20 protein-coding genes and 1 pseudogene are annotated in these 20,468 nt (G+C 74.1%); 8 read left to right on the top strand and 13 right to left on the bottom strand.

All coding sequences use genetic code 11. From position 1 onward, the window contains the following. Positions 1–102: 102 nt before the first annotated feature. Entirely contained in the window at positions 103–807 is a 705-nt protein-coding gene (locus tag AB0398_RS12545) for a DUF2470 domain-containing protein (protein WP_366374282.1), read from the bottom strand. A 139-nt stretch (positions 808–946) separates the two neighbouring features. Here AB0398_RS12545 and AB0398_RS12540 point away from each other — a divergent pair, with 139 nt between their 5' ends. From AB0398_RS12540 to meaB, 3 genes are read left to right on the top strand one after another with little or no spacing between them, the layout of a single operon-like run. After that, a complete protein-coding gene (locus AB0398_RS12540) occupies positions 947–2,761 on the top strand; it encodes a methylmalonyl-CoA mutase family protein (RefSeq protein WP_366374281.1) in 1,815 nt (604 codons plus the stop codon). Further along, entirely contained in the window at positions 2,758–4,932 is a 2,175-nt protein-coding gene (gene scpA / locus AB0398_RS12535; RefSeq protein ID WP_366374279.1) for a methylmalonyl-CoA mutase, read from the top strand. Before AB0398_RS12540 ends, scpA begins: the two co-directional genes overlap by 4 nt. Next, on the top strand, positions 4,929–5,924 hold the full coding sequence (meaB, locus tag AB0398_RS12530) for a methylmalonyl Co-A mutase-associated GTPase MeaB (protein ID WP_366374278.1): 996 nt from the start codon (positions 4,929–4,931) through the stop codon (positions 5,922–5,924). Before scpA ends, meaB begins: the two co-directional genes overlap by 4 nt. A gap of 87 nt (positions 5,925–6,011) precedes the next feature. Here meaB and AB0398_RS12525 read toward each other — a convergent pair whose 3' ends face one another. The 5 genes from AB0398_RS12525 to AB0398_RS12505 all read right to left on the bottom strand — a co-directional run bounded on the left by AB0398_RS12525 (position 6,012) and on the right by AB0398_RS12505 (position 10,907). Beyond that, a complete protein-coding gene (locus AB0398_RS12525) occupies positions 6,012–6,887 on the bottom strand; it encodes a geranyl diphosphate 2-C-methyltransferase (protein WP_366374276.1) in 876 nt (291 codons plus the stop codon). Positions 6,888–6,902: 15 nt separating this feature from the next. Further along, positions 6,903–8,156 carry a family 2 encapsulin nanocompartment cargo protein terpene cyclase gene (locus AB0398_RS12520; protein ID WP_366374274.1) on the bottom strand — a complete coding sequence of 418 codons (1,254 nt, stop codon included), beginning with the start codon at positions 8,154–8,156 and terminating at the stop codon, positions 6,903–6,905. A 170-nt stretch (positions 8,157–8,326) separates the two neighbouring features. Then, positions 8,327–9,736, bottom strand: a complete 1,410-nt coding sequence (locus AB0398_RS12515) for a family 2B encapsulin nanocompartment shell protein (RefSeq protein ID WP_366374273.1) — start codon at positions 9,734–9,736, stop codon at positions 8,327–8,329. 246 nt (positions 9,737–9,982) lie between these two features. Beyond that, the gene (locus AB0398_RS12510) at positions 9,983–10,324 is read right to left on the bottom strand and encodes a GNAT family N-acetyltransferase (RefSeq protein ID WP_366374271.1); all 342 of its coding nucleotides are present in this window, start codon (positions 10,322–10,324) and stop codon (positions 9,983–9,985) included. A gap of 127 nt (positions 10,325–10,451) precedes the next feature. Next, positions 10,452–10,907, bottom strand: coding sequence for a MarR family winged helix-turn-helix transcriptional regulator (locus AB0398_RS12505; protein WP_366374269.1), 456 nt, complete (start codon positions 10,905–10,907; stop codon positions 10,452–10,454). Between the two features lie 89 nt (positions 10,908–10,996). On the opposite strand from AB0398_RS12505, the gene AB0398_RS12500 reads away from it, so the two are divergent. Further along, positions 10,997–11,695 carry an NAD(P)H-dependent oxidoreductase gene (locus tag AB0398_RS12500; RefSeq protein WP_366374267.1) on the top strand — a complete coding sequence of 233 codons (699 nt, stop codon included), beginning with the start codon at positions 10,997–10,999 and terminating at the stop codon, positions 11,693–11,695. Here the strand turns inward: AB0398_RS12500 and AB0398_RS12495 are convergent. The 3 genes from AB0398_RS12495 to AB0398_RS12485 all read right to left on the bottom strand — a co-directional run bounded on the left by AB0398_RS12495 (position 11,676) and on the right by AB0398_RS12485 (position 16,663). Next, a complete protein-coding gene (locus AB0398_RS12495; protein ID WP_366374265.1) occupies positions 11,676–12,272 on the bottom strand; it encodes a hypothetical protein in 597 nt (198 codons plus the stop codon). The two genes, AB0398_RS12500 and AB0398_RS12495, sit on opposite strands and share 20 nt — an antisense overlap. Next, positions 12,269–13,963 carry a serine/threonine-protein kinase gene (locus AB0398_RS12490; RefSeq protein WP_366374263.1) on the bottom strand — a complete coding sequence of 565 codons (1,695 nt, stop codon included), beginning with the start codon at positions 13,961–13,963 and terminating at the stop codon, positions 12,269–12,271. The genes AB0398_RS12495 and AB0398_RS12490 overlap by 4 nt, the downstream gene beginning before the upstream one ends. A 75-nt stretch (positions 13,964–14,038) precedes the next feature. Next, the gene (locus tag AB0398_RS12485; protein ID WP_366374261.1) at positions 14,039–16,663 is read right to left on the bottom strand and encodes a glycoside hydrolase family 3 C-terminal domain-containing protein; all 2,625 of its coding nucleotides are present in this window, start codon (positions 16,661–16,663) and stop codon (positions 14,039–14,041) included. A 236-nt stretch (positions 16,664–16,899) separates the two neighbouring features. On the opposite strand from AB0398_RS12485, the gene AB0398_RS12480 reads away from it, so the two are divergent. Continuing rightward, on the top strand, positions 16,900–17,463 hold the full coding sequence (locus tag AB0398_RS12480) for a TetR/AcrR family transcriptional regulator (protein WP_366374538.1): 564 nt from the start codon (positions 16,900–16,902) through the stop codon (positions 17,461–17,463). A gap of 123 nt (positions 17,464–17,586) precedes the next feature. Here the strand turns inward: AB0398_RS12480 and rpsR are convergent, their stop codons facing one another. From rpsR to rpmG, 4 genes and pseudogenes are all read right to left on the bottom strand, one after another. Continuing rightward, complete coding sequence (gene rpsR, locus AB0398_RS12475; protein WP_366374259.1) at positions 17,587–17,823, bottom strand: 30S ribosomal protein S18; 237 nt, start codon at positions 17,821–17,823, stop codon at positions 17,587–17,589. Between the two features lie 47 nt (positions 17,824–17,870). Beyond that, positions 17,871–19,022 (bottom strand): GTP-binding protein, encoded by a 1,152-nt coding sequence (locus AB0398_RS12470; RefSeq protein ID WP_366374257.1) that lies wholly within the window; start codon positions 19,020–19,022, stop codon positions 17,871–17,873. Further along, positions 19,022–19,267 (bottom strand): annotated as a pseudogene (locus tag AB0398_RS12465) (type B 50S ribosomal protein L31). The gene AB0398_RS12470 and the pseudogene AB0398_RS12465 overlap by 1 nt, the downstream one beginning before the upstream one ends. Before the next feature lie 37 nt (positions 19,268–19,304). Further along, positions 19,305–19,469 carry a 50S ribosomal protein L33 gene (gene rpmG, locus AB0398_RS12460; RefSeq protein WP_030036050.1) on the bottom strand — a complete coding sequence of 55 codons (165 nt, stop codon included), beginning with the start codon at positions 19,467–19,469 and terminating at the stop codon, positions 19,305–19,307. Between the two features lie 77 nt (positions 19,470–19,546). Between rpmG and rpmB the strand changes: the two genes are divergently transcribed. The 3 genes from rpmB (at position 19,547) to rpmF (ending at position 20,441) form a co-directional block, all read left to right on the top strand. Further along, positions 19,547–19,783: a 50S ribosomal protein L28 gene (gene rpmB / locus AB0398_RS12455; RefSeq protein ID WP_366374254.1), complete on the top strand. Its 237-nt coding sequence runs from the start codon at positions 19,547–19,549 to the stop codon at positions 19,781–19,783. After that, a complete protein-coding gene (gene rpsN, locus AB0398_RS12450; RefSeq protein ID WP_366374252.1) occupies positions 19,783–20,088 on the top strand; it encodes a 30S ribosomal protein S14 in 306 nt (101 codons plus the stop codon). Before rpmB ends, rpsN begins: the two co-directional genes overlap by 1 nt. 182 nt (positions 20,089–20,270) lie before the next feature. Continuing rightward, positions 20,271–20,441, top strand: coding sequence for a 50S ribosomal protein L32 (gene rpmF / locus AB0398_RS12445; RefSeq protein WP_366374251.1), 171 nt, complete (start codon positions 20,271–20,273; stop codon positions 20,439–20,441). Positions 20,442–20,468 lie beyond the last annotated feature (27 nt).

The raw sequence follows: 20,468 nt of genomic DNA, 5'->3' as shown, positions 1-20,468 counted from the left end.
GAGCGGTTCCGGCGCCGGTGGCGTACGGGCCGACCCGTCCATTCTTCGTCCGCGGCCGCGCTTCGGCATCTCGGCCGGGCGCGGGGCCCGGGCCGGGGCCGTTCAGGTCAGCAGGCGGTTGGGGTGGGAGGAGCGGCGGGCGGCGGAGAGGAGGGCGTGGATGCGGGGGCCGGCCTCGTCGATGTCGCTGACGGGGGTGGGGAAGGGCAGCCGGACGTCCTGGTGGCCGGTGGGGTGTTCGAGGCGCAGGGTGATGCCGTAGCGGTCCAGGGCGACGGGGAGGGCGCGGACCATGTCGCGGTCGGGGCGGGGCCGGACGAGGCGGAGCAGCAGGGGGACGAGTTCGGCGTGGTCGTCGACCAGATGGGTGAGCATGGCCGCCTCGCAGGTGGCCATGGGGTCGGGCTCGGTCGCCTGGAGTTCGTCGAGGGCGACGAAGGTGCGGCCGTCGGCGTCCTCCAGGAGGGCCTGGCCGAACTCCATGCACGTGCTGCGGGTGGCCTCGGACTCGTAGGGGGCGTCGAGGAGGCCGGTGAGGGTGACGCGGGCGCGGAGGCGGTCGCGGACCGGGGTGGGGGCGATGTCGGTGAGTTCGAGGCGCACGGGGAGGCGTGCGGCCCGTCCGGTGGGGCAGTCCTCGAAGGGGTCGTGCAGGTGGATGTGGCCCATCGGTCCCGTGCCGTCGAGGCGGTGCACCTCCTGCTCGCCGCCGTCGGTGACGACGGTCATGGAGTGGGCCGCGGTCAGGATGGAGCGCACGCGTTCCGCAGGGGTGGGGCGGGTGGGGCGGGGGCTGAAGGGGCGCATGCGGGTTCTCCCGGAGCAGGGGACGGAAAGGCCGAAGCTGCTACTTAGGCAAGCCTAACCTAACTCATCGCGGCGAAGAGAAGAAGGTCACAGTCGCGCGCTCTCCTGATCCTTTAGCGATCTCCCCTAGCATCCGAGCATGACGGTCCTGCCTGACGACGGGCTCTCCCTGGCGTCCGAATTCCCAGACGCGCCACATGAGCAGTGGCACAACCTCGTGGCGGGCGTCCTGCGCAAATCGGGCAAGGAGGTCTCCGGCGCCGAAGCCGAGGACGCCCTGTCCACCCTGCTGGAGGACGGCCTCGACACGCGCCCGCTGTACACCGCGCGCGACGCGGCACCCGATCCCGGCCTGCCCGGCTTCGCGCCCTTCGTGCGCGGCGGCCGGGCCGAGGGCAACACCGCCGGCGGCTGGGACGTGCGCCAGCGCCACCTGGCGCCCGACAACGCCGCGGTCCTCTCCGACCTGGAGAACGGCGTCACCTCCCTGTGGCTGGGCGTCGGCGACGCGGCCGTCCCGGTCGACTCCCTCAACGCGACCCTCGCCGGCGTCTACCTGGACCTCGCGCCCGTCGTCCTCGACGCCGGCGACCAGACCGCGGCCGCCGCCGAGCGCCTCTTCCGCCTGTACGAGGAGCGGGGCGTCGCCCCGGACGCGGCCCGGGGCAACCTGGGCGCGGACCCGCTGGGCCACGAGGCCCGCACCGGCCGCCCCTCCTACGACCTCGCGTCCGTCGCCGGCCTCGCGCGCCGCTGCGCCGACGGGTACCCGGGCCTGCGGGCCCTGACCGTGGACGCCCTGCCGTACCACGAGGCCGGCGGCTCGGCCGCGCAGGAGCTGGGCTGCTCGCTCGCGACGGGCGTGGCCTACCTGCGCGGGCTCACCGAAACCGGTCTGGACGTCACGGAGGCGCTCGGGCAGATCGAGTTCCGCTACGCGGCCACCGCCGACCAGTTCCTGACGATCGCCAAGTTCCGCGCGGCGCGCCGGCTCTGGGCCCGGGTGGCCGAGGCCTCCGGCGCCCCGGAGGCGGGCGCGCAGCGCCAGCACGCGGTGACCTCGCCGGTGATGATGACGCGCCGCGACCCGTGGGTGAACATGCTGCGCACCACGATCGCCACCCTCGCCGCCGGGGTCGGCGGCGCGGAGAGCGTCACCGTGCTCTCCTTCGACGACGCGCTCGGCCTGCCGGACGCGTTCGCCCGCCGCATCGCCCGCAACACCTCCACCGTCCTCATCGAGGAGTCCCACCTCGCCCGGGTCATCGACCCGGCCGGCGGCTCCTGGTACGTGGAGCGGCTCACCGACGAGCTGGCCCACGCGGGCTGGGAGTTCTTCCGGACGATCGAGCGGGAGGGCGGCCAGGAGGCCGCGCTGCGCTCCGGCTTCGTCGGCGAGCGCCTGGCCGAGACCTGGGCGGCCCGGAGCAGGAAGCTCGCCACCCGCCGCGAGCCGATCACCGGCGTCAGCGAGTTCCCGCACCTCGCGGAGAAGCCCGTCGAGCGCGCTCCCGCGCCCGAGCCGCCCTCCGGCGGCCTGCCCCGCGTCCGCCGCGACGAGGCGTACGAGGCGCTGCGCGCCCGGTCCGACGCCCACCTCGCGGCGACCGGCGCCCGGCCCAGGGTCTACCTGGCCGCGCTCGGCCCGGCCGCCGCCCACTCGGCCCGCCTGACGTTCGCCGCCAACCTCTTCCAGGCGGGCGGCATCGAGCCGGTCACCGAGGGCACGTTCGAGGAGAGCGGCGCCCGCGAGGCCTGCCTCTGCTCCAGCGACGCGCTGTACGAGGAGCGGGCCGGGGCCACCGCGGCCGAGCTGCGCGCGGCGGGGGCGGAGCACGTCCTCCTCGCCGGCCGCCCGGGGCAGTACTCCGGCGTCGACACGTACCTCTTTGCGGGCTGTGACGCCGTCGCCCTGCTCACCACCGCCCTCGACCGCATGGGAGTGTCCCGATGACCGTCCCCGACTTCTCCGGGATCGAACTCGGGTCCCCCGCCCGCGGCGCCGGCTCCGACGAGTGGCGCACGGCCGTCAAGAAGGCCGCGGACGGCGACGACCTGCTCTGGGAGACCCCGGAGGGCATCGGCGTCAAGCCGCTCTACACCGGGCAGGACCTGGAGGGCCTCGACTTCCTGGACACCCGCCCGGGCATGGCGCCGTACCTGCGCGGCCCGTACCCGACGATGTACGTCAACCAGCCCTGGACGATCCGGCAGTACGCCGGCTTCTCCACCGCCGAGGAGTCGAACGCCTTCTACCGGCGCAACCTGGCGGCCGGCCAGAAGGGCCTGTCGGTCGCCTTCGACCTGCCGACCCACCGCGGCTACGACAGCGACCATCCGCGCGTCACCGGCGACGTCGGCATGGCGGGCGTCGCCATCGACTCGATCTACGACATGCGCCAGCTGTTCGACGGCATCCCGCTGGACCGCATGACGGTGTCGATGACGATGAACGGCGCCGTCCTGCCGGTCCTCGCGCTCTACATCGTGGCCGCCGAGGAGCAGGGCGTACCGCCCGAGAAGCTGGCCGGGACCATCCAGAACGACATCCTCAAGGAGTTCATGGTCCGCAACACGTACATCTATCCGCCCGGGCCTTCGATGCGGATCATCTCCGACATCTTCGCCTACACCTCGCAGCGGATGCCGCGCTACAACTCGATCTCCATCTCGGGCTACCACATCCAGGAGGCCGGTGCGACGGCCGACCTGGAGCTGGCGTACACGCTCGCGGACGGCGTCGAGTACATCCGCGCGGGCCGCGAGGCCGGGCTCGACGTGGACGCGTTCGCCCCGCGCCTGTCGTTCTTCTGGGCGATCGGCATGAACTTCTTCATGGAGGTCGCCAAGCTGCGCGCGGCCCGCCTCCTGTGGGCCAAGCTGGTCAAGCAGTTCGACCCGAAGAACACCAAGTCGCTCTCCCTGCGCACGCATTCGCAGACCTCGGGCTGGTCGCTGACCGCGCAGGACGTGTTCAACAACGTCACCCGCACCTGTGTGGAGGCGATGGCGGCGACCCAGGGCCACACCCAGTCGCTGCACACCAACGCGCTCGACGAGGCCCTCGCCCTGCCGACCGACTTCTCGGCCCGCATCGCCCGCAACACCCAGCTCCTCCTCCAGCAGGAGTCGGGCACCTGCCGGACCATCGACCCGTGGGGCGGCAGCGCGTACGTCGAGCGGCTGACCTACGACCTCGCGCGCCGCGCCTGGCAGCACATCCAGGAGGTCGAGGGCGCCGGCGGCATGGCGAAGGCCATCGACGCGGGCATCCCCAAGCTGCGCGTGGAGGAGGCCGCGGCCCGTACCCAGGCCCGGATCGACTCCGGCCGGCAGCCGGTGATCGGCGTCAACAAGTACCGGGTGGAGACCGACGAGCAGATCGACGTGCTCAAGGTCGACAACTCCTCGGTGCGCGCCCAGCAGATCGCCAAGCTGCGCCGGCTGCGCGAGGAGCGGGACGAGACCGCCTGCCAGGACGCGCTCGACGCGCTCACCCGCGCGGCGGGCGGCGAGGGCAACCTGCTCGAACTGGCGGTGAACGCGGCCCGCGCCAAGGCCACCGTCGGCGAGATCTCGGACGCCCTGGAGAAGGTGTACGGGCGCCACGCGGGCCAGATCCGTACCATTTCCGGTGTGTACCGCAACGAGGCGGGGGAGTCGCCCTCCGTGGAGCGCACCCGGACCCTGGTGGACGCCTTCGGCGAGGCCGAGGGACGGCGTCCGCGCATCCTGGTCGCCAAGATGGGCCAGGACGGGCACGACCGCGGCCAGAAGGTGATCGCCACGGCCTTCGCCGACCTGGGCTTCGACGTGGACGTCGGCCCGCTGTTCCAGACCCCGGCCGAGGTCGCCCGTCAGGCCGTCGAGGCGGACGTGCACATCGTCGGGGTCTCCTCGCTGGCCGCGGGTCACCTGACCCTCGTGCCGGCGCTCCGGGAGGAGCTGGCGGCGGAGGGCCGCGAGGACATCATGATCGTGGTCGGCGGGGTGATTCCCCCGCAGGACGTGGCGACGCTCCTGGAGATGGGCGCGGCGGCGGTCTTCCCGCCCGGCACCGTCATCCCGGACGCGGCCCACGACCTGGTGACGCGCCTCGCCGCCGGCCTCGGGCACGACCTGTGATCGGACTCGACACGTACGTGAAGGGGGTGCTCGACGGGAAGCGCGCGCTGATCGCCCGGGCGATCACCCTCGTCGAGTCCACCCGGCCCCAGCACCGGGCCCTCGCCCAGGAACTCCTCACCGAGCTGCTGCCGCACAGCGGCCGGGCGGTGCGGATCGGGATCAGCGGGGTGCCCGGGGTCGGCAAGTCGACCTTCATCGACGCGTTCGGGACGATGCTGACCGGGCTCGGCCACCGGGTGGCGGTCCTCGCCGTCGACCCGTCGTCGAGCCGTACGGGCGGCTCCATCCTCGGCGACAAGACGCGGATGGAGCGCCTCGCCGTCGACCCGGCGGCCTTCGTCCGCCCCTCCCCCACCGCCGGCACGCTCGGCGGGGTCGCGAAGGCGACCCGGGAGTCGATCGTCGTCATGGAGGCGGCGGGGTACGACGTGGTCCTGGTGGAGACGGTGGGCGTCGGCCAGTCGGAGACGGCCGTCGCCAACATGGTCGACTCCTTCCTCCTGCTGACCCTGGCCCGCACCGGCGACCAGCTCCAGGGCATCAAGAAGGGCGTCCTGGAACTGGCCGACGTGGTCGCCGTCAACAAGGCGGACGGCCCGCACGAGCGCGACGCGAAGGCTGCCGCCCGCGAACTGGCGGGCGCGCTGCGGCTGATGCACGGCGCCGACGCGTTCTGGACGCCGCCGGTGCTCAGTTGCAGCGCCCGGGAGTCCTCGGGCCTCGACGAGGTGTGGGGACGCCTGGAGCGGCACCGCGCCCTGCTCGACTCCACCGGCCGCCTCACGGCTAAGCGCCAGGACCAGCAGGTCGACTGGACCTGGACCATGGTCCGCGAGGAACTCCTCGACCGCCTGCGCACGAACCCGGCGGTCCAGGAACTCGCGCCTGCCCTGGAACGACAGGTCAGGGAAGGCGAGTTGACGGCTACGCTGGCCGCCGAGCGGGTTCTGAAGGCGTTCGGGGACGGCCCCGGGCGCGCCGACGACTGACGCCGGAGAACGGCCGGCGCCGGGGACGCCGGGACCGTAGGAGGTCGGTCCCGGCGCCCCCGGCGGGTTCTTCCGGTCCGGCCGCGGTCAGACCCGGTCGGCCGCGATCAGGACGTACTGGAAGGAGCCGTCCCTGTACGACTCGATGAACGCCTCCTCGATGCCGGTGACCAGGGACGACGTGGCCCGCAGCTCCCAGTAGGGCAGGGTCTCCGGGGTCAGGTCGACGACGGCCTGCGGGACGAGCCGGTTGTCGGCCATCGCGCGCAGGTACTCGCGGCGGGAGTGGATGTTGCACTCGAAGTGCGCGTTGATCTGCGACACCCACTTGGACGGCTGGCCGTACTTCGGGTTCCAGCAGCCGGTGACGGTGACGTACCGGCCGCCGACCTTCAGGAACCGGGCGTGCTCGGCGAAGAGGTCGTCCAGGTCGACGTACATGCTCGACTCGTTGTTCCACGAGGCGGTGACGGAGCCCTTCTCGAAGGGGGTGTCGAGCATGTTGCAGACGCGGGCGCGGACGTGGTCGTCGATGCCCAGCTCCTTCGCGCGCCGGTTGCCGAACTCGGCCTGCGCGGAGGAGAGGGTGACGCCCTCGACCGTGCAGCCGAAGCGCTGGTGGGCCATGACGCTCGAACCGCCCCGGCCGCAGCCGGCGTCGACGAGCGTGTCCTCGCGCCCGACGTCCCCGAGGTGGTCGAGGAGGACGTCGGTCTGCGCCGACTCCAGGCGGTGCAGCTCGGCGACGAGCTTCTTCTCGTACGCGCTGTCCTCCGGGTCCCCGAGGGCGGCGTGGTCGACGGCTCCGACGCCGTAGTGGTGGTGGTAGAGCCCGTCGACGTCGCCGAGGCGCAGGTTCACGGGCCGCGCCTCGGCGTTCCAGTAGCGCGCGATGTCGCCCTGGTAGGGGGTCGCGGGGCCGGGGACGAACGCGGCGGTGGTGGTCGTGTCGGTGCTGGTCACTGAGGTTTCCGTTTCTTACCAGAAGTCGGGCAGGCTGTAGCGGTAGGTGTTGGTCCGGTGCCAGTGGTGGTTGCCGTCGACCCACACGGCCACGCCGCGCAGGAAGCGCAGCACGCTCGGGACGGGGCAGGCCGCGGCCAGGGCGGCGGCCTCGGACTCGAAGTCGCGCATGAGGTCGTTGTGGACCTCGACCGCCTTCAGGTACGCGTCCTTCTCGGAGAGGGATTCGCGCTCGGCGAGCACCACGGGCAGGTTCAGGTGGCGGCCGGGGGTCGCCAGTTCCTTGGTGTACGAGTACAGGTCGTTGACGATGGTGCTGGCGTTGCCGGCGAGCGCGAGCACCCGCTGCATGTCCGGCCGGGCGTGCAGGTCGGCGGGGAGTTCGTAGCCGCCGACGGTGTCGGTGATGGTGGGGCAGGGGCGGAAGTTGTTGAACTGCCGCATCGCGAGGTACTCCCACACCTCCGGCAGGTGGTCCGTCTCGGCCCAGGCGGCCTCCGCGAGGTAGCCCAGGTGCAGCCGGGCCATGTCGTGCCGGTACCGGTCCGCCTGGGAGGGGGTGGCCTGCCGGACGAAGTACTCCATGGCGGAGCGGTACGCGCGCCGGGGGGCGTCCGCGTGCAGCGACTCCGCCCACCGCGACTGGTAGGCCGACGTCGTGTGCAGCGGGTCGAGGGCGGTGTGGGCGAGGAGGAGGCGCCCGCCGAGGCCGACGGGCGAGCCGCCGTGGTCCTCGCAGTAGCAGTCGTCGACCGCGTTCTCGGCGACCATCAGGCGGGTGGCGACCATCAGGTGGTCGACGGTCGGAGCGTCGGGGTGGCAGGCGACCATGTAGCGGCCGACCAGGAAGCCGTCGAACTGCCCCTCCCAGTCCTCGGGGAACAGGTCGACCTCGTCCACCGCCCACTCCTTGATGCGGCGGCTGACCTCCGCCACGCGCGCGGGGTCGGGCTCCGGCACCGGATGGAAGTAGAGGCCGGGGATCGGGCGGCCCTCCGCCGGATCGGCCGGCGCCGCCGGCTTCTCCGGTGCGGGGGCCTCCGGGCGCGGGACCAGGGAGAGACCCGCCGTGCCCAGACCGCTGGGACCGCGCAGGATCCGTTCGAGGGCGGGCCGGGACGGTGGTTCGGGGGCGGCTTCCCGGAGAGGCGGGGCGGCCGGGGCGGCCTCGGGAGCGGCGGGGAGGTCCGGGGCGGCCGGCAGGGCGAGCGTATGGGAGGCGGCGGTGGGCAGGCCCGACCGCAGGGGGGAAGGCCCGGGTTCGGGCATCCGTGACTCCTTGGAGGGGTGAGCGGACGGCCCGGTTCCGGGCGTGCCCGCCCGGCCCGGGGGCTCCGGGCCGTGCTGAACGGTCTGTACTGAACGAACGGGCTGTACTGGACGGTCCGTGCCCAACAGGCTGTGCGGAAGGGGCCGGTGGGCGCCGGTGCGCCCGGGCGCTAGCGCCTGCGCGCGATCTCCACGTTCTCCAGGACCCCGAGCGCGTTGGGCACCAGGACGGCGGCGGAGTAGTAGGTGGTGACCAGGTAGGAGATGATCGACTTCTCGTCGATGCCCATGAAGCGGACCGAGACGCCCGGTTCGTACTCCTCCGCCAGGCCGGTCTGCCGCAGGCCGACGACGCCCTGGTTGTCCTCGCCGAGGCGCATGGCGAGGATCGAGCTGGTGTTCTCCGGACTGATGGGGATCTTGTCGCAGGGCAGGATCGGGACCCCGCGCCAGGTCTGGACCCGCTGCCCGTCGAGGTCGACGTGGTCCGGGTGGATCCGGCGGGCGTTGAGCTCGCGCCCGATCGCCGCGATCGTCCGGGGGTGGGCGAGGAAGAGCTTGGTGCCCCGGCGACGGCAGAGCAGCTCGTCGAGGTCGTCCGGGGTGGGCGGGCCGGAGTGCGGCTGGATCCGCTGCTTGAAGTCGGCGTTGTGGAGCAGGCCGAACTCCCGGTTGTTGATCAGCTCGTACTCCTGGCGCTCGCGCAGCGCCTCGACGGTGAGCCGGAGCTGTTCCTCCGTCTGGTTCATCGGGCCGTTGTAGAGGTCGGCGACGCGGGTGTGGACCTTGAGGACGGTCTGGGCGACGGAGAGTTCGTACTCGCGCGGCGCGAGCTCGTAGTCGACGAAGGCGCCCGGCAGCGCGACCTCGCCCGTGTGGCCGGACGACATCGGGATCGCGGCCTCGCCGTACTTGTTCTTCGGCCGGTGGGCCAGGGAGCCGAGCTCCCGCACGTGGGCCTGGAGGCCGGGCGCCAGGGCCAGTACGGCCTCGAAGTCGGCGCGGGAGAGGGTGAGCAGGGTGCCGGCGGTCTCGGCGGTGGCGGTGCGGCCCCAGCCGGCGCCGGCTTCGAGGAGGGCGCTCTCACCGAAGTGGTCGCCGTCGGCGAGGACGGCGACGGTGTCCTCGCCGCCGTACTTGCCGGGGCAGGTCTGGTTGATCCGGCCGTGGGCGATCAGGTGGAGTGCCTCGGCGGGGTCGCCGTGCCGGGCCAGCACCTCTCCGGCGCGGAAGTCGCGCTGGACGCACCGGGCGGCGAGCGCGGTCAGCACCTCCTCGTCGTCGAAGCCGCGCAGCAGGGCCAGTTCGCCGAGCTCGCGCGGGACGACCCGGACGCGGGCGCCGTCCTGGACGAACTCGACGCGCCCGTCGCCGACGGTGTGGCTGAGCCGGCGGTTCACCCGGTAGGCGCCGCCCCTGGTCTCCACCCAGGGGAGCATCCGCAGCAGCCAGCGGGAGGTGATCTCCTGCATCTGCGGGGCGGACTTGGCCGTGTGGGCGAGCTTGCGGGCGGCCGCGGTGCTCAGACTGGACTGCCGGGGCGGCAGGGGCCGTACGTCCGGGCGGTCGTCAACGGTCATCGGGCGAGCTCTCTTCCGCGAAGGCGGTGATCGGCGCCTGGGCGCGTGACACCGCCGAAAGGAGAAACAGGGTGCGAAGATCCGGCGGTCCGCCCGGATCCCGGGGAACAGTAACGGCCGTCGCACCCGGCTCGCCCCCTCGGAAGGGGCCCTTTACCTCCATGCAGTGATCTTGATCCGAACAGGGTTTACCTGCCCGAACATAGGTTTTCGAGCCATCCGTTCGCGTGTCGGCCAGCGGCCGGATCAGCGCCCCGGTCGGGCGTCCAGCCACTGGAGGACCTCGGGGGTCACCGGGTCGGTGATGTCGGCGAACTCCTCGTGCTTCTTCAGGAACTTCGCCACGTACGGGCAGACGGGGACGATGCGCAGGCCGGAGGCGCGCACGTCGGCGAGGGCCCGCTCGACGAGGATCCCGGCCAGGCCCTGTCCGGCGTAGGCGTCGTCGACCTCGGTGTGGAAGAAGACCCGCCGGTCGTCGCGGTCGCGGTAGGCCGTCAGACCGGCGCGCTCGCCGTCGACGAGGATCTCGTAGCGGTGCCGGTCGTCCACGCGGCGCACCTCGGGAGCGGCTGCCTGCTGGGTCATGGGGGTGCCTTTCGGATGACGGGAGGAGAGCGGGGAGGCGGCCGGAACCGATCGTCCGTGCCTCACGGGGCAGGCGGTCGTCCGCGCCCCGCGCGCCCGACGATATCCGCGGGTCCGTGACCGGGCCTCAGCGGTACGCGCCGAGGGCGTCGTTCATGCGCGCGAGGACGCGGAGGGCGGCGCGCAGGTCGTCGGGGTCGACGAGCGGCAGGAGCCCCTCGCGCTCCCGGTCGAACGCCGCGTCGCCGCGTCGCACCAGGTCGGTGCCGGCCGGGGTGAGGCCGACGGCGTTCTCGCGGCGGCTGTGCGGGGACGGCCGGACCTCGACGAGTCCGGCGGAGACCGCGTGGTCGATCTGGCGGCTGACGGTGCCCTTGGTCAGGCCGAGCCGGTCGGCGATCTGCTGCTGGTTGAGCGTCCCGGGGTGGGCGTCGATGACGGAGAGCACCAGGAACTGTGCCAGGGAGATGCCCAACTCCCGCTGGAACAGCGTCTCTCCGTTGCGGTCCATCAGACCCGCGACCCGGCGGGTGAGGTACCAGAGCGTGGCCAGGTCGTCGGGCAGCGGCGGCTGGTTGTCCATGGGGTCAGGGTAGCCCATGTGTTTGACAGACAACCGTTTCGGCTGCAACCGTTGCAGCCGAAATGGTCTTTCGTCCTCCGGGAGTCCCCGTGCGCGTCCTGCTGGTCCTCGACCACCCCTACACCCTCGCCTCGGCCGACAACGTGCCGCACCGGCGCAGTTTCACCGCCGCCGTCGCCGCGGCCGCCGTCCGGGGCGCCACCGCGGCCGGACACGAGGTGGACGTCATCGACCTGGCCGCCGACGGGTTCTCGCCCGTGATGACCCGGGAGGACCTCGTCGCCTGGCGGCAGGGCGCCGTGGTCGACCCCCTGGTGGACGACTACCAGCGGCGCCTGCTGGCCGCCGACCACCTGGTGTTCGCCTTTCCGGTGTGGTGGGAGGCGATGCCGGCGGCCACCAAGGGCTTCCTCGACCGGGTGCTCACCAAGGGCGTGGTGTTCGCCGAACGGCCCGGCGCCAGGGGCAATCCGTTCCACAACCTGATGCCGCGCCTCGGCGGGGTCACCGTCCTGTCCGTCATGACCACCCCGGACAAGGCCTACCGCTGGTGGTACCGCGACCCGCTGACCAAGATCCTGTTCAAGGGGACCTTCGGCAAGATCGGCGTCGGGAACCTGCGGTGGATCAACTTCGACCGCGTCGCCGGGCGGACCCCGGAGCAGCGCCGGCGGCTGCTCGACGACACCGAGCGGCGGTTCGCCGCCCTCGCCCCGGACCGGAGGGGCCCGCGCGCCCGCGGGAACCGGCGCGCCCCCGGGGCCCCGCTCACCCGCAGCGGTACGTGAAGGCTCCCTCGGCCGTGCGCGCGGCGGGCGACGTGATGACCAGGCGGGCCACGGCCCGGTGGGTGCCGGGTCCGTGGAAGGTCCAGAGCAGGTGGAGCCGGGCCTCCTCCTGCCCCCGGGCCAGGGTCTCGCGCAGGGGCGCGGACCGGGTCCCGTCGCTGCGCTCCCAGTGGTACGTCAGGGTGCCGGGCCGGCCGTCGGTGCGCACGACGCCCATGACGTCCGCCGTGCCGTCGCAGCCGAGCGGCCCGGCGGCGGTGACCGCGACGTCCCGCACCGCCACCCGGGGGCCGTACTCCCGCCAGGCGAGGAAGGCCAGGACGGCGACCAGGACCAGCGCGGCGAGCGCGTGGCGGCGCGGCCGCCGGGGCCGGGGCGAACGCTGCGGCGGGGCGCCGGGCAGGGTGCCCTGCCAGATCTGGACCGCGGTGGGGGTGTTACCGGCGCGCCGGGCGGCGGCCGCGGTCACCCCCGGTCCGAAGCGCAGGACCTCGCCCTCCCGCCGGTCGGGCTCCGGGTCGGGGCCCTGGAACCAGTGGCTGCCGAGTGCGGTGGCGCTGTAGTCGTCGTCGTTCACGCGATCACGCACCGGCGGACGAAGACCTGCCGGAGGGAACCGCCGTTCCCGGCGGCCGGGTCGGTGCTCGCGCGCGCTCCCCAGTAGCAGCCGGCGCCCCGGAAGGCGTGCGGGAGCGTGAGGGTGTACCGGGTGTCCCCCGCGCGCCGGAAGGTCTCGGAGCCGTCCGGCGTGCCCGGCGAGCCCTTCTCCTCGCCGGTGGACCACTCGACGAGGAGCGTCACCGGGCCCGTGCCGTCCGTCGTGATCTCGACGGTGGCCTCGGCGGTCGCGGTCCCGGTCTGCCGCAGGCTCGTGACGGAGACGGCCGTCACGGAGACGGGCGGCGTCGTCGGGGGTGTGGTGGGCGGTGCGGCCGGCGGAGTCGACGGAGGTCCCGGGGTCGGAGCGGTCGGAGTGGCCGGAGCGGTCGGAACGGCGGAGGTGGGCGTCCCGGTCGGCGCGCCGTCCGTCGGGGAGGCGGTGGCCGGCGGGGCGGAGGTCTCCGGATCCGTCGAGGTCGGAGTCGAAGTCGGCGTCGTGGTCTGTGTCACGGTCGGTGTCGGTGTGGCCGTGGGCGTGGACTCCGGGGAGGGAGAGGGGGACGCGCTCGGGTCCGGCGGGAGCGCGCTCGTCGCCGTGTCCGTCGTGGCGAAGGCCTGCGCGGCCCGGTCGCCGTCCGCCTCCTCTCCCCCGGCCCGCGCGGCGAGGGCGAGCAGCAGCGCCAGGACGAGCGCGGCCGCCCCGGCGGGCAGTGCGCGGGGGAACCGGCGCCGGGGGCGCGGCGCGGGCGGCCGGGGCAGGGTGGTCGTGGCGAGCGCGGTCGCGCCCTGGGCCGTACCGCCGGAGGAGGGGAAGAGCAGCGGCAGGAGCGCGGCGAGGGCCGCGAGGCGGCCCCGGCCCCGCTCCTCCCAGTCCGGTCCGTACGCGGCCGTGGCGACCGACTCCAGTTCGTCGACGAACGCGGCGGCGTTCTCCGGCCGTTCGTGCGGGGCCTTGGCGAGGCCTCGGCGGATGAGCGGGCGCAGCGGCTCCGGGGCCTGTCCGTCGGGGACGGGCGCCTCCAGGTGCTGGAGGGCGAGTTCGGCGAAGTTGTCGCCCGTGAAGGGTTTGCGTCCGGTCAGGCACTCGAAGAAGGTCGCGGTCGCCGCGTAGACGTCGGCCGCCGGGGAGGCGGGGGCGCCGTTCCACTGCTCGGGCGCCATGTAGGCGGGCGTCCCGGCGATGCCGGGTCTGCTGTCGCGTCCGGTCGCGATCCCGAAGTCGACCAGCTTGGACGAACCGTCTGCGGCGACCAGGACGTTCTCGGGCTTGTAGTCGCGGTGCACGACGCCCGCCCGGTGCGCGGCGGCGAGGCCCAGGAGCGAGCCCTTGAGCACCGTGAGCGCGGCCTCGGGGCCGGTCGAGCCCTCCCGCGCGAGGAGGGCGCGCAGCGCGACGCCGTCCACCAGCTCCATGACGATGGCCGCGCCCCGGGGCGCCTCGACGTACTCGTAGAACCCCACGACGTACGGGGTGTCCAGGGCGCCGAGCAGCCGGGCCTCGGCCCGGAAGCCGCGGACGAACGCCGCGTCCGAACGGAGCCGTTCACCCAGGTACTTCACGGCCACCGGCGTGCCGGTCGCGTCGTGCGCGGCCAGCACCACGCGGCCACTGGCGCCCGCCCCCAGCTCCCGGGCCTCCGTGTATCCCGGGACCACCCACGCGCTCATCCCCGCCCCCCTCCCCGGCACCCCGGCCGCCCTCCCCCACGGGGACGGATTCCCGCCACGGCCGGTTCCCGGGGGTCAGCGGAGACCGAGGTCGGGATCGAGGCCGAGGGCGAGGTTCGGATCGAGGCCGAGATCCAGGTCGGAATCCAGGTCGAGCGTCAGGCGCAGGTCGCGGCTGGAGCGGCCGACGCGCAGACGGCGGCGGCCGGCCGGCGTGCGCCATTCCCGGCGCTCCTCGTCCCAGGACTGGAAGACCCGCCGGGGCAGGGTCAGGACGACCGTCGCGGTGCCCCCTGCGGGGACCTCGGCGACGGCGAACCCCGCCAGGACGCGGACGGGTTCGCCGGGCGCGCCGTCGGGGGCCTCCAGGTACGCCTGGACGACCTCCCGCCCGGTCCGGGGGCCGGTGTTGGTGAGGGTCACGGCGATCCGGGGGCCGTCGCCGCCCGCGGGAGCGGTGCGGTCGGCGGCGGCGTAGTGGCTGATGGAGGCGGACGACCCGGAGGCCTCGGCCCGGTCGTAGGACCAGGTGGTCCAGCCGAGTCCGTGGCCGAAGGGGAAGGCGGGCTCGATGCCGGCGCGGTCGTAGCCCCGGTGGCCGATGTGGAGCCCCTCGCGGTAGTCGAGGACGCCGTCGACGGGGACGGCGTCGGGGACCGGGACGTCCTCGGCGCGGGCGGGCAGGGTCCAGGGCAGGCGGCCGGAGGGTTCGGCGCGGCCGAGCAGGACGTCGGCGAGGGCGTGTCCCGCCTCCTGGCCGGGCAGCCACGCCCAGAGCAGGGCGGGCACCTCGTCGGCCCAGGGCAGCAGGACCGGGGCCCCGGCGTTGACCACCACCACGGTACGGGGGTTGGCGGCGGCCACCGCGCGTACGAGCCGGTGCTGCTGCGGCGTCAGCTCCAGGTCGGGGCGGTCCCAGCCCTCGGACTCGACCTCCTCGTTGGTCCCGACGACGACCACGGCGACGTCGGCCGCTCGGGCCGCCGCGACGGCCTCGGCGATCTCGTCCTCGACGCCGGGGCCGGGCGGCAGGTGGCGCACGTGGGCGGTGACGAAGCGGCCGTAGGCGTCGGCGTCGACGACCCGGAGGTCGATCCGCAGCTCCAGGTGGACCGGGTCGGCGTCCACCCGCACGGTGTGGCGACGGGTCTCGGGGTGGTGGTGGCTGGACTCCAGGATCAGTTCGACGCCCCGGTCGTCCTCGCCGGTGTGGACCGGCTCGCCGTCGAGGGCGACCGTGAAGCGCCCGGCGCAGCCGAACTCCAGGAGGTGGTCGCCCGGTTCGGCGAGGGTGATCCGGCCGGTGAGGACCACGTCGGCGGTTCCGTCCGGCACGCCGAAGGCCCCCCAGTCGCCGGTGCGGCGGACCTCCTCGCCCAGCGGGGCGCCGTTCCCGTCCAGGTACGCGGCGCGCATCCCGGCGAGGAGCGCGGGGTCGACGAACGGGGCGTGCCGCCGGGACGATCCGCCGCGGTGCACGGTCAGTTCGACCGCCTGCGGCAGGGCGGCCCGCAGCCCCTCGGCGTACCCCACCGTGCGGACGGCGGGGACGTGGGCGCTGCCGCCGCCCTGGAGGTACGGCTCGACGGCGTTCGGTCCGATCAGCGCCACGCGGTGCAGCCGGCTCGCGTCCAGGGGCAGGAGGGCCCGGTCGTCGCGCAGCAGGACGGTGCCCCGGGTGAGGACTTCGCGCAGCGCGGCGAAGTCCTCCTCGCCGACCGGCGCCGGAGCGGGTGCGGCCGGCAGCGGCGGGGGCTGCTCGCCGGGCGTCCAGGGTTCGGTCAGCTTGCCGACGCGGGCGGCGAGCCGCATCAGCCGCAGGACCTTGTCGTCGACGTCCGCCTCGTCCACCTCGCCGCGGCGGACCGCCTCGACGAGGGCGTCGCCCCACGGCCCGTCGGGGCCCGGCATCACCAGGTCGAGGCCGGCGACGGCGGTGGGCACGGTGGTGCGGGTGGCGGCCCAGTCGCTGATCACCGCCCCGTCGTAGCCCCACTCATCCTTCAGCACGCCCCGGAGGATCCGCCGGTGTTCGAGGACCGGCGCCGACTCGGTGCCGTCGTCGAGTCCGGAGTACGCGCCCATCACGCTCCACGGTCCGGCCTCGGCGAGGACGCGCTCGAACGGGGCGAGGTAGACCTCGCGGAGCGTGCGGGGGTCGATCCTGGCGCGGTACCGGGTGCGGTCGGTCTCGGAGTCGTTCGCGACGAAGTGCTTCAGGCAGGCGGCGACGCCCTCGTCCTGGAGGCCGCGCACGAGCGCGGCGCCGAGCGCGCCGGACAGGAGGGGGTCCTCGGAGAGGCACTCGAAGTGGCGGCCGGCGACCGGGGTGCGCTGGAGGTTGACCAGCGGGGCCAGGACGACGTCCACGCCCTTCCGGCGGGCCTCGGCGGCGAAGACGCGGCCGAGGCGTTCGGCGAGCTCCGTGTCCCAGGTGGCGCCGGTGGCGCTCGGGGCCGGGGCGAGGAGGCCGGTCTCGCCGGGCACCTCGCCGGTCCCCCGGACGCCCTGGGGTCCGTCGGAGGCGACCACGGGGTGGAGCCCGAGCCTCGGTTCCCCGTGCAGCGCCCAGAGGCTCGCCCCGGTCAGCAGCCGCACCTTCGCCGTCAGGTCCAGGGACGCGATCAGCGCGGCCCGGCGGCCCTCGTCCGCCTCCGGCCGGACGGGGCGGACGAGAGGTGCGGGCGACGGGGCAGACATGGGGTTCCCTCCGGCCGGGGCGGCGACGTGCCGTCGTGATGACGGCCACATGAAAGCACACCCGCTAAGTACTCAGTAAGTGATCTGCGCCACATGCTTCCGGAGCGTCCCCGTAGGCGGTCTCCCGGCTCTCGGGGCCACCTATGCTGGCGCGCGTGAGCAACCACCCGGCAGGCAAGACGCAGCGTCCGCCCCGCACGCCCCGCAGCGCGGAGGCCAAGCAGCGCCGGCAGGACATCCTGCACATCGCGATGGACACCTTCGCCGCCCGCGGTTACCACAACGCGCCGATCCAGGAGATCGCCGACCGCGCCGGGCTCACCCAGGCTGGGGTCCTGCACTACTTCCGGACCAAGGCCCAACTGCTCACCAGCGTCCTGGAACTCCGCGACCAGACCGACATCGAGCAGCTCGGGCCGGACCGGCCGCGCGGGACGGAGTTCCTGCGCCACCTCGTCGACACCGCCCGCCGCAACGCCGAGCGCAAGGGCATCGTGCGTCTGTACGCGGTGCTCTCGGCCGAGTCCGTCACCGTCGACCACCCGGCGCAGGCCTACTTCCGCGACCGCTACACCGGGCTGCGCGCCTTCGTGGCCGACGCGCTGCGCGAGGCGGGCGGCCTCGCCGACGACGACGCCCGCGCCGAGCCGGCCGCGAGCGCGATCATCGCCGTCATGGACGGCCTCCAGGTCCAGTGGCTCCTGGCGCCCGACGCGGTCGACATGGCCGTGTCGACGGAACTCGCCCTGACCTCCCTCCTCACCACGCTCGCACCGGACCGCTTCCCCGCCGAGGGGTGAGCACGCCCGGTCGCGTCCGCCCTGCCGGGGCGGGCGGCGCCCCTGCCGGTCCGTGTCGGGCGGGGAGGAGAGGGCTCGGCGCCGTGACGGACGCGGAGGACCGGGCCGGGGGTCCGGACGCGGTCAGCGGCTCGCGTACGGCAGCAGGGCCATCTCGCGGGCGTTCTTGATCGCGGCGGCGAGGGCCCGCTGCTGCTGGGCGGTCACGCGGGTGACGCGGCGGCTGCGGATCTTGCCCCGGTCGGAGAGGAACCTGCGCAGCAGGTCGGTGTCCTTGTAGTCGATGTACGTGATCCCGGCCGCGTCCAGCGGGTTGGGGCGGGGCTTGGCGGGCTTGCGGGGGTCGGGGCGTCGGGCCACGGCGGTTTCTCCTTCGGTGGACGTGTCGTGCGTGTCGTACGGCGGGGTCAGGCGGCGTCGAGCAGCGGGGCGAAGGCCGCGGGCAGGCGCTTCCAGGACTCCGGGCCCGACGCGTACTCCGCGTCGGTCAGCAGGCAGGAGTCGAGGAGCCGTTCGAGGCCGTCCCGGTCGAGGCCGGGCGAGGTGAAGACGAGGTGCTGGCAGCAGTCGCCGTGCTCGGCGTGCCAGTCGAGCGCGGCGACGGCCCGGCGCACGGGCGGGACCATCTCCCAGGCCGCGTCCGGCAGCGAGGCGAGCCAGGGGCCCGCGCTCTCCACGCACAGCGCCCCGCCGGCCGCGTCCCAGGCGAGCAGCGTGTCCGGGCGGTCGGCGAGCCAGAACCGGCCGCGGCTGCGGGCCGCCGCGCAGCACAGGTCCTCCAGGGCCTCGTAGAGGCGCTCGGGGTGGAACGGACGCCGGCGGTGCCAGACGAAGGTGGTCACGCCGGCCTCGTCCGCGTCCTGGGGCAGGAGCGCGCACGCGGGGTGCTGGGCGGCCGCGGCGGCCTCGACGTCGAAGCCCGCGAACGCGGCCCGGGCGAGGTCGGCCGAGGCGGCCGGCACACGGCGGGCGGTGGGGTGGAGCTGGGCGAGGACGGCGTGGTCCTCCTCGTCCGCCTCGGCGCTGTCGACCACGGCGAGGACGGGGGCGTACTCCAGCTGGCGGGCCCAGGTGTCGCCGACGGTCCGCCGGTCGGTGGGGGCGGCGGCGAGCCCGGCCTCCGCGAGGTCGTCGCCGTTGGCGAGGTACGGCAGGACGAGCGCGGGATCCACGGCGGTGATCACGCCCGTCACGGCCAGGCGGTCCCCGCCGTGTCCGGCGATGACCTCGGCCATGGCCTTCGGCTCGACCGAGTCCCACAGCTCGACCACCGCGAGCCGGGTGAGGCCGTCGCCCGCCAGGCGTTCCAGCTCGGGGACGAGGTCCTCGCGCAGCGCGCAGCAGGCACAGTCGTTCACCAGCGGCGTCTCGCCCCGGGAGACGGGTCCGGAGGCGTCCCGGACGAGGCGGAGCACGGTGCCGTCGGGGGCCGAGGCGAGGTCGTGGTGGAGCGCCACGCTCCCCGGGACGACCCGCAGGAGGCGGTCGACGACCTCCTTGCGGGCCTCGGCGTGGAGCCCGGCGACGATCACGACGGGGAGTTCACGGGCGTACGGCATCAGCGGGCTCCGTAGCGGCGCTCGAAGCGTTCCACGCGGCCGGCGGTGTCGAGGACGCGGGCGGTGCCGGTGTAGAAGGGGTGGCTCGCCGAGGAGATCTCGACGTCGACGAGCGGGTAGGTGTGGCCGTCCTCCTAGTCGATCGTCTTGTCGCCGGTCATGGTGGACCGGGTCAGGAAGGCGGTGCCGGAGGCCGAGTCGCGGAAGACGACGGGGCCGTAGGCGGGGTGGATGCCGGGCTTCATGGCGGGAACCTTTCGGCGGTGGGGGTACGGGACGGGGTCAGCGCTCTTCGCGGAAGTCGACGTGCCGGCGGGCGACGGGGTCGTACTTGCGCAGCACCATGCGGTCGGGGTCGTTGCGGCGGTTCTTGCGGGTGACGTAGGTGAAGCCGGTGCCCGCGGTGGAGCGGAGCTTGACGACGGGGCGGATCTCGTTGCGTGCCATGGGGCTAGTATATGACAATGGTTTTCATTATCGAAAACCATCCGACGCACGAACCGTCCCCGAGAGGTGAACCACCCATGTCCGCCCACTGCCAACTGACCGGCGCCAAGCCGGGATTCGGCAACTCCGTCTCCCACTCGCACCGGCGCACCCCGCGCCGCTTCGACCCGAACGTCCAGCGCAAGCGCTACTGGCTGGCCGGTGAGGGGCGCCACGTCCGCCTCACCCTGAGCGCCAGGGCGATCAAGGCCGTGGACGTGATCGGCGTCGAGGCCGCCGTGGCCCGCATCCGGGCGCGGGGAGGGAAGGTCTGATGGCGAAGAAGAGCAAGATCGCGCGGAACGAGCGGCGCAAGGAGGTCGTCGAGCGGTACGCCGCCCGGCGGGCCGAGCTCAAGGAGATCACCCGCCGCCCGTCCACCGCCCCGGCGGAACGGGAGGCCGCACAGGGCGAGCTGCGGCGGCAGCCGCGCGACGCCAGCGCCACCCGCGTGCGCAACCGCGACAGCGTGGACGGGCGCCCCCGGGGCCATCTGCGCGCGTTCGGACTCTCCCGCGTGCGCACCCGGCAGCAGGCGCACGCGGGCTTCCTGCCCGGGGTGACCAAGTCCTCCTGGTAGATCCCGACGCCGGTCCGGCCGCGCCGCTCGCGGGGCCGGGCCGGCCCGTTCGGAGGCGAGGGCGGACTGGCGCACCCGAGCGCGGGAGCCGGAATGCGGAGGCGGGACCTCGAATTGAAAATGGCAGCCATTTTCATCTACCCTCTCTTCCGCACACCCGCCCCCTCCCCCAGGAGCACACGATGGCCGTCCCCAAACGCAAGACGTCCCGCAGCAACACCCGTCACCGCCGCGCCCGGTGGAAGGCGACCGCGACGCAGCTCGTGCCGGTCACGGTCGACGGCACCGTCCACCGGGTCCCCCAGCGCCTCGTGAAGGCGTACGAGCGCGGGCTCCTCCGTCCCGAGGGCTGAGCGCGCGCCCCCGTGCGACCGCCCGAC

The organism is Streptomyces sp. NPDC086147, from assembly GCF_040702165.1.
Taxonomy (GTDB): domain Bacteria; phylum Actinomycetota; class Actinomycetes; order Streptomycetales; family Streptomycetaceae; genus Streptomyces.
The sequence above is the reverse complement of the archived record's forward strand: the minus strand, read 5'-3'. Positions and strand labels throughout refer to the sequence as shown.

Bases quoted from the DNA above. Each gene is read 5' to 3' on its own strand.
- AB0398_RS12545 (WP_366374282.1), bottom strand. From the start codon at position 807: ATGCGCCCCTTCAGCCCCCGCCCCACCCGCCCCACCCCTGCGGAACGC.
- AB0398_RS12540 (WP_366374281.1), top strand. From the start codon at position 947: ATGACGGTCCTGCCTGACGACGGGCTCTCCCTGGCGTCCGAATTCCCA.
- scpA (WP_366374279.1), top strand. From the start codon at position 2,758: ATGACCGTCCCCGACTTCTCCGGGATCGAACTCGGGTCCCCCGCCCGC.
- AB0398_RS12520 (WP_366374274.1), bottom strand. From the start codon at position 8,156: ATGCCCGAACCCGGGCCTTCCCCCCTGCGGTCGGGCCTGCCCACCGCC.
- AB0398_RS12515 (WP_366374273.1), bottom strand. From the start codon at position 9,736: ATGACCGTTGACGACCGCCCGGACGTACGGCCCCTGCCGCCCCGGCAG.
- AB0398_RS12510 (WP_366374271.1), bottom strand. From the start codon at position 10,324: ATGACCCAGCAGGCAGCCGCTCCCGAGGTGCGCCGCGTGGACGACCGG.
- AB0398_RS12505 (WP_366374269.1), bottom strand. From the start codon at position 10,907: ATGGACAACCAGCCGCCGCTGCCCGACGACCTGGCCACGCTCTGGTAC.
- AB0398_RS12490 (WP_366374263.1), bottom strand. From the start codon at position 13,963: ATGAGCGCGTGGGTGGTCCCGGGATACACGGAGGCCCGGGAGCTGGGG.
- AB0398_RS12485 (WP_366374261.1), bottom strand. From the start codon at position 16,663: ATGTCTGCCCCGTCGCCCGCACCTCTCGTCCGCCCCGTCCGGCCGGAG.
- AB0398_RS12470 (WP_366374257.1), bottom strand. From the start codon at position 19,022: ATGCCGTACGCCCGTGAACTCCCCGTCGTGATCGTCGCCGGGCTCCAC.
- rpmG (WP_030036050.1), bottom strand. From the start codon at position 19,469: ATGGCACGCAACGAGATCCGCCCCGTCGTCAAGCTCCGCTCCACCGCG.
- rpmB (WP_366374254.1), top strand. From the start codon at position 19,547: ATGTCCGCCCACTGCCAACTGACCGGCGCCAAGCCGGGATTCGGCAAC.
- rpsN (WP_366374252.1), top strand. From the start codon at position 19,783: ATGGCGAAGAAGAGCAAGATCGCGCGGAACGAGCGGCGCAAGGAGGTC.
- rpmF (WP_366374251.1), top strand. From the start codon at position 20,271: ATGGCCGTCCCCAAACGCAAGACGTCCCGCAGCAACACCCGTCACCGC.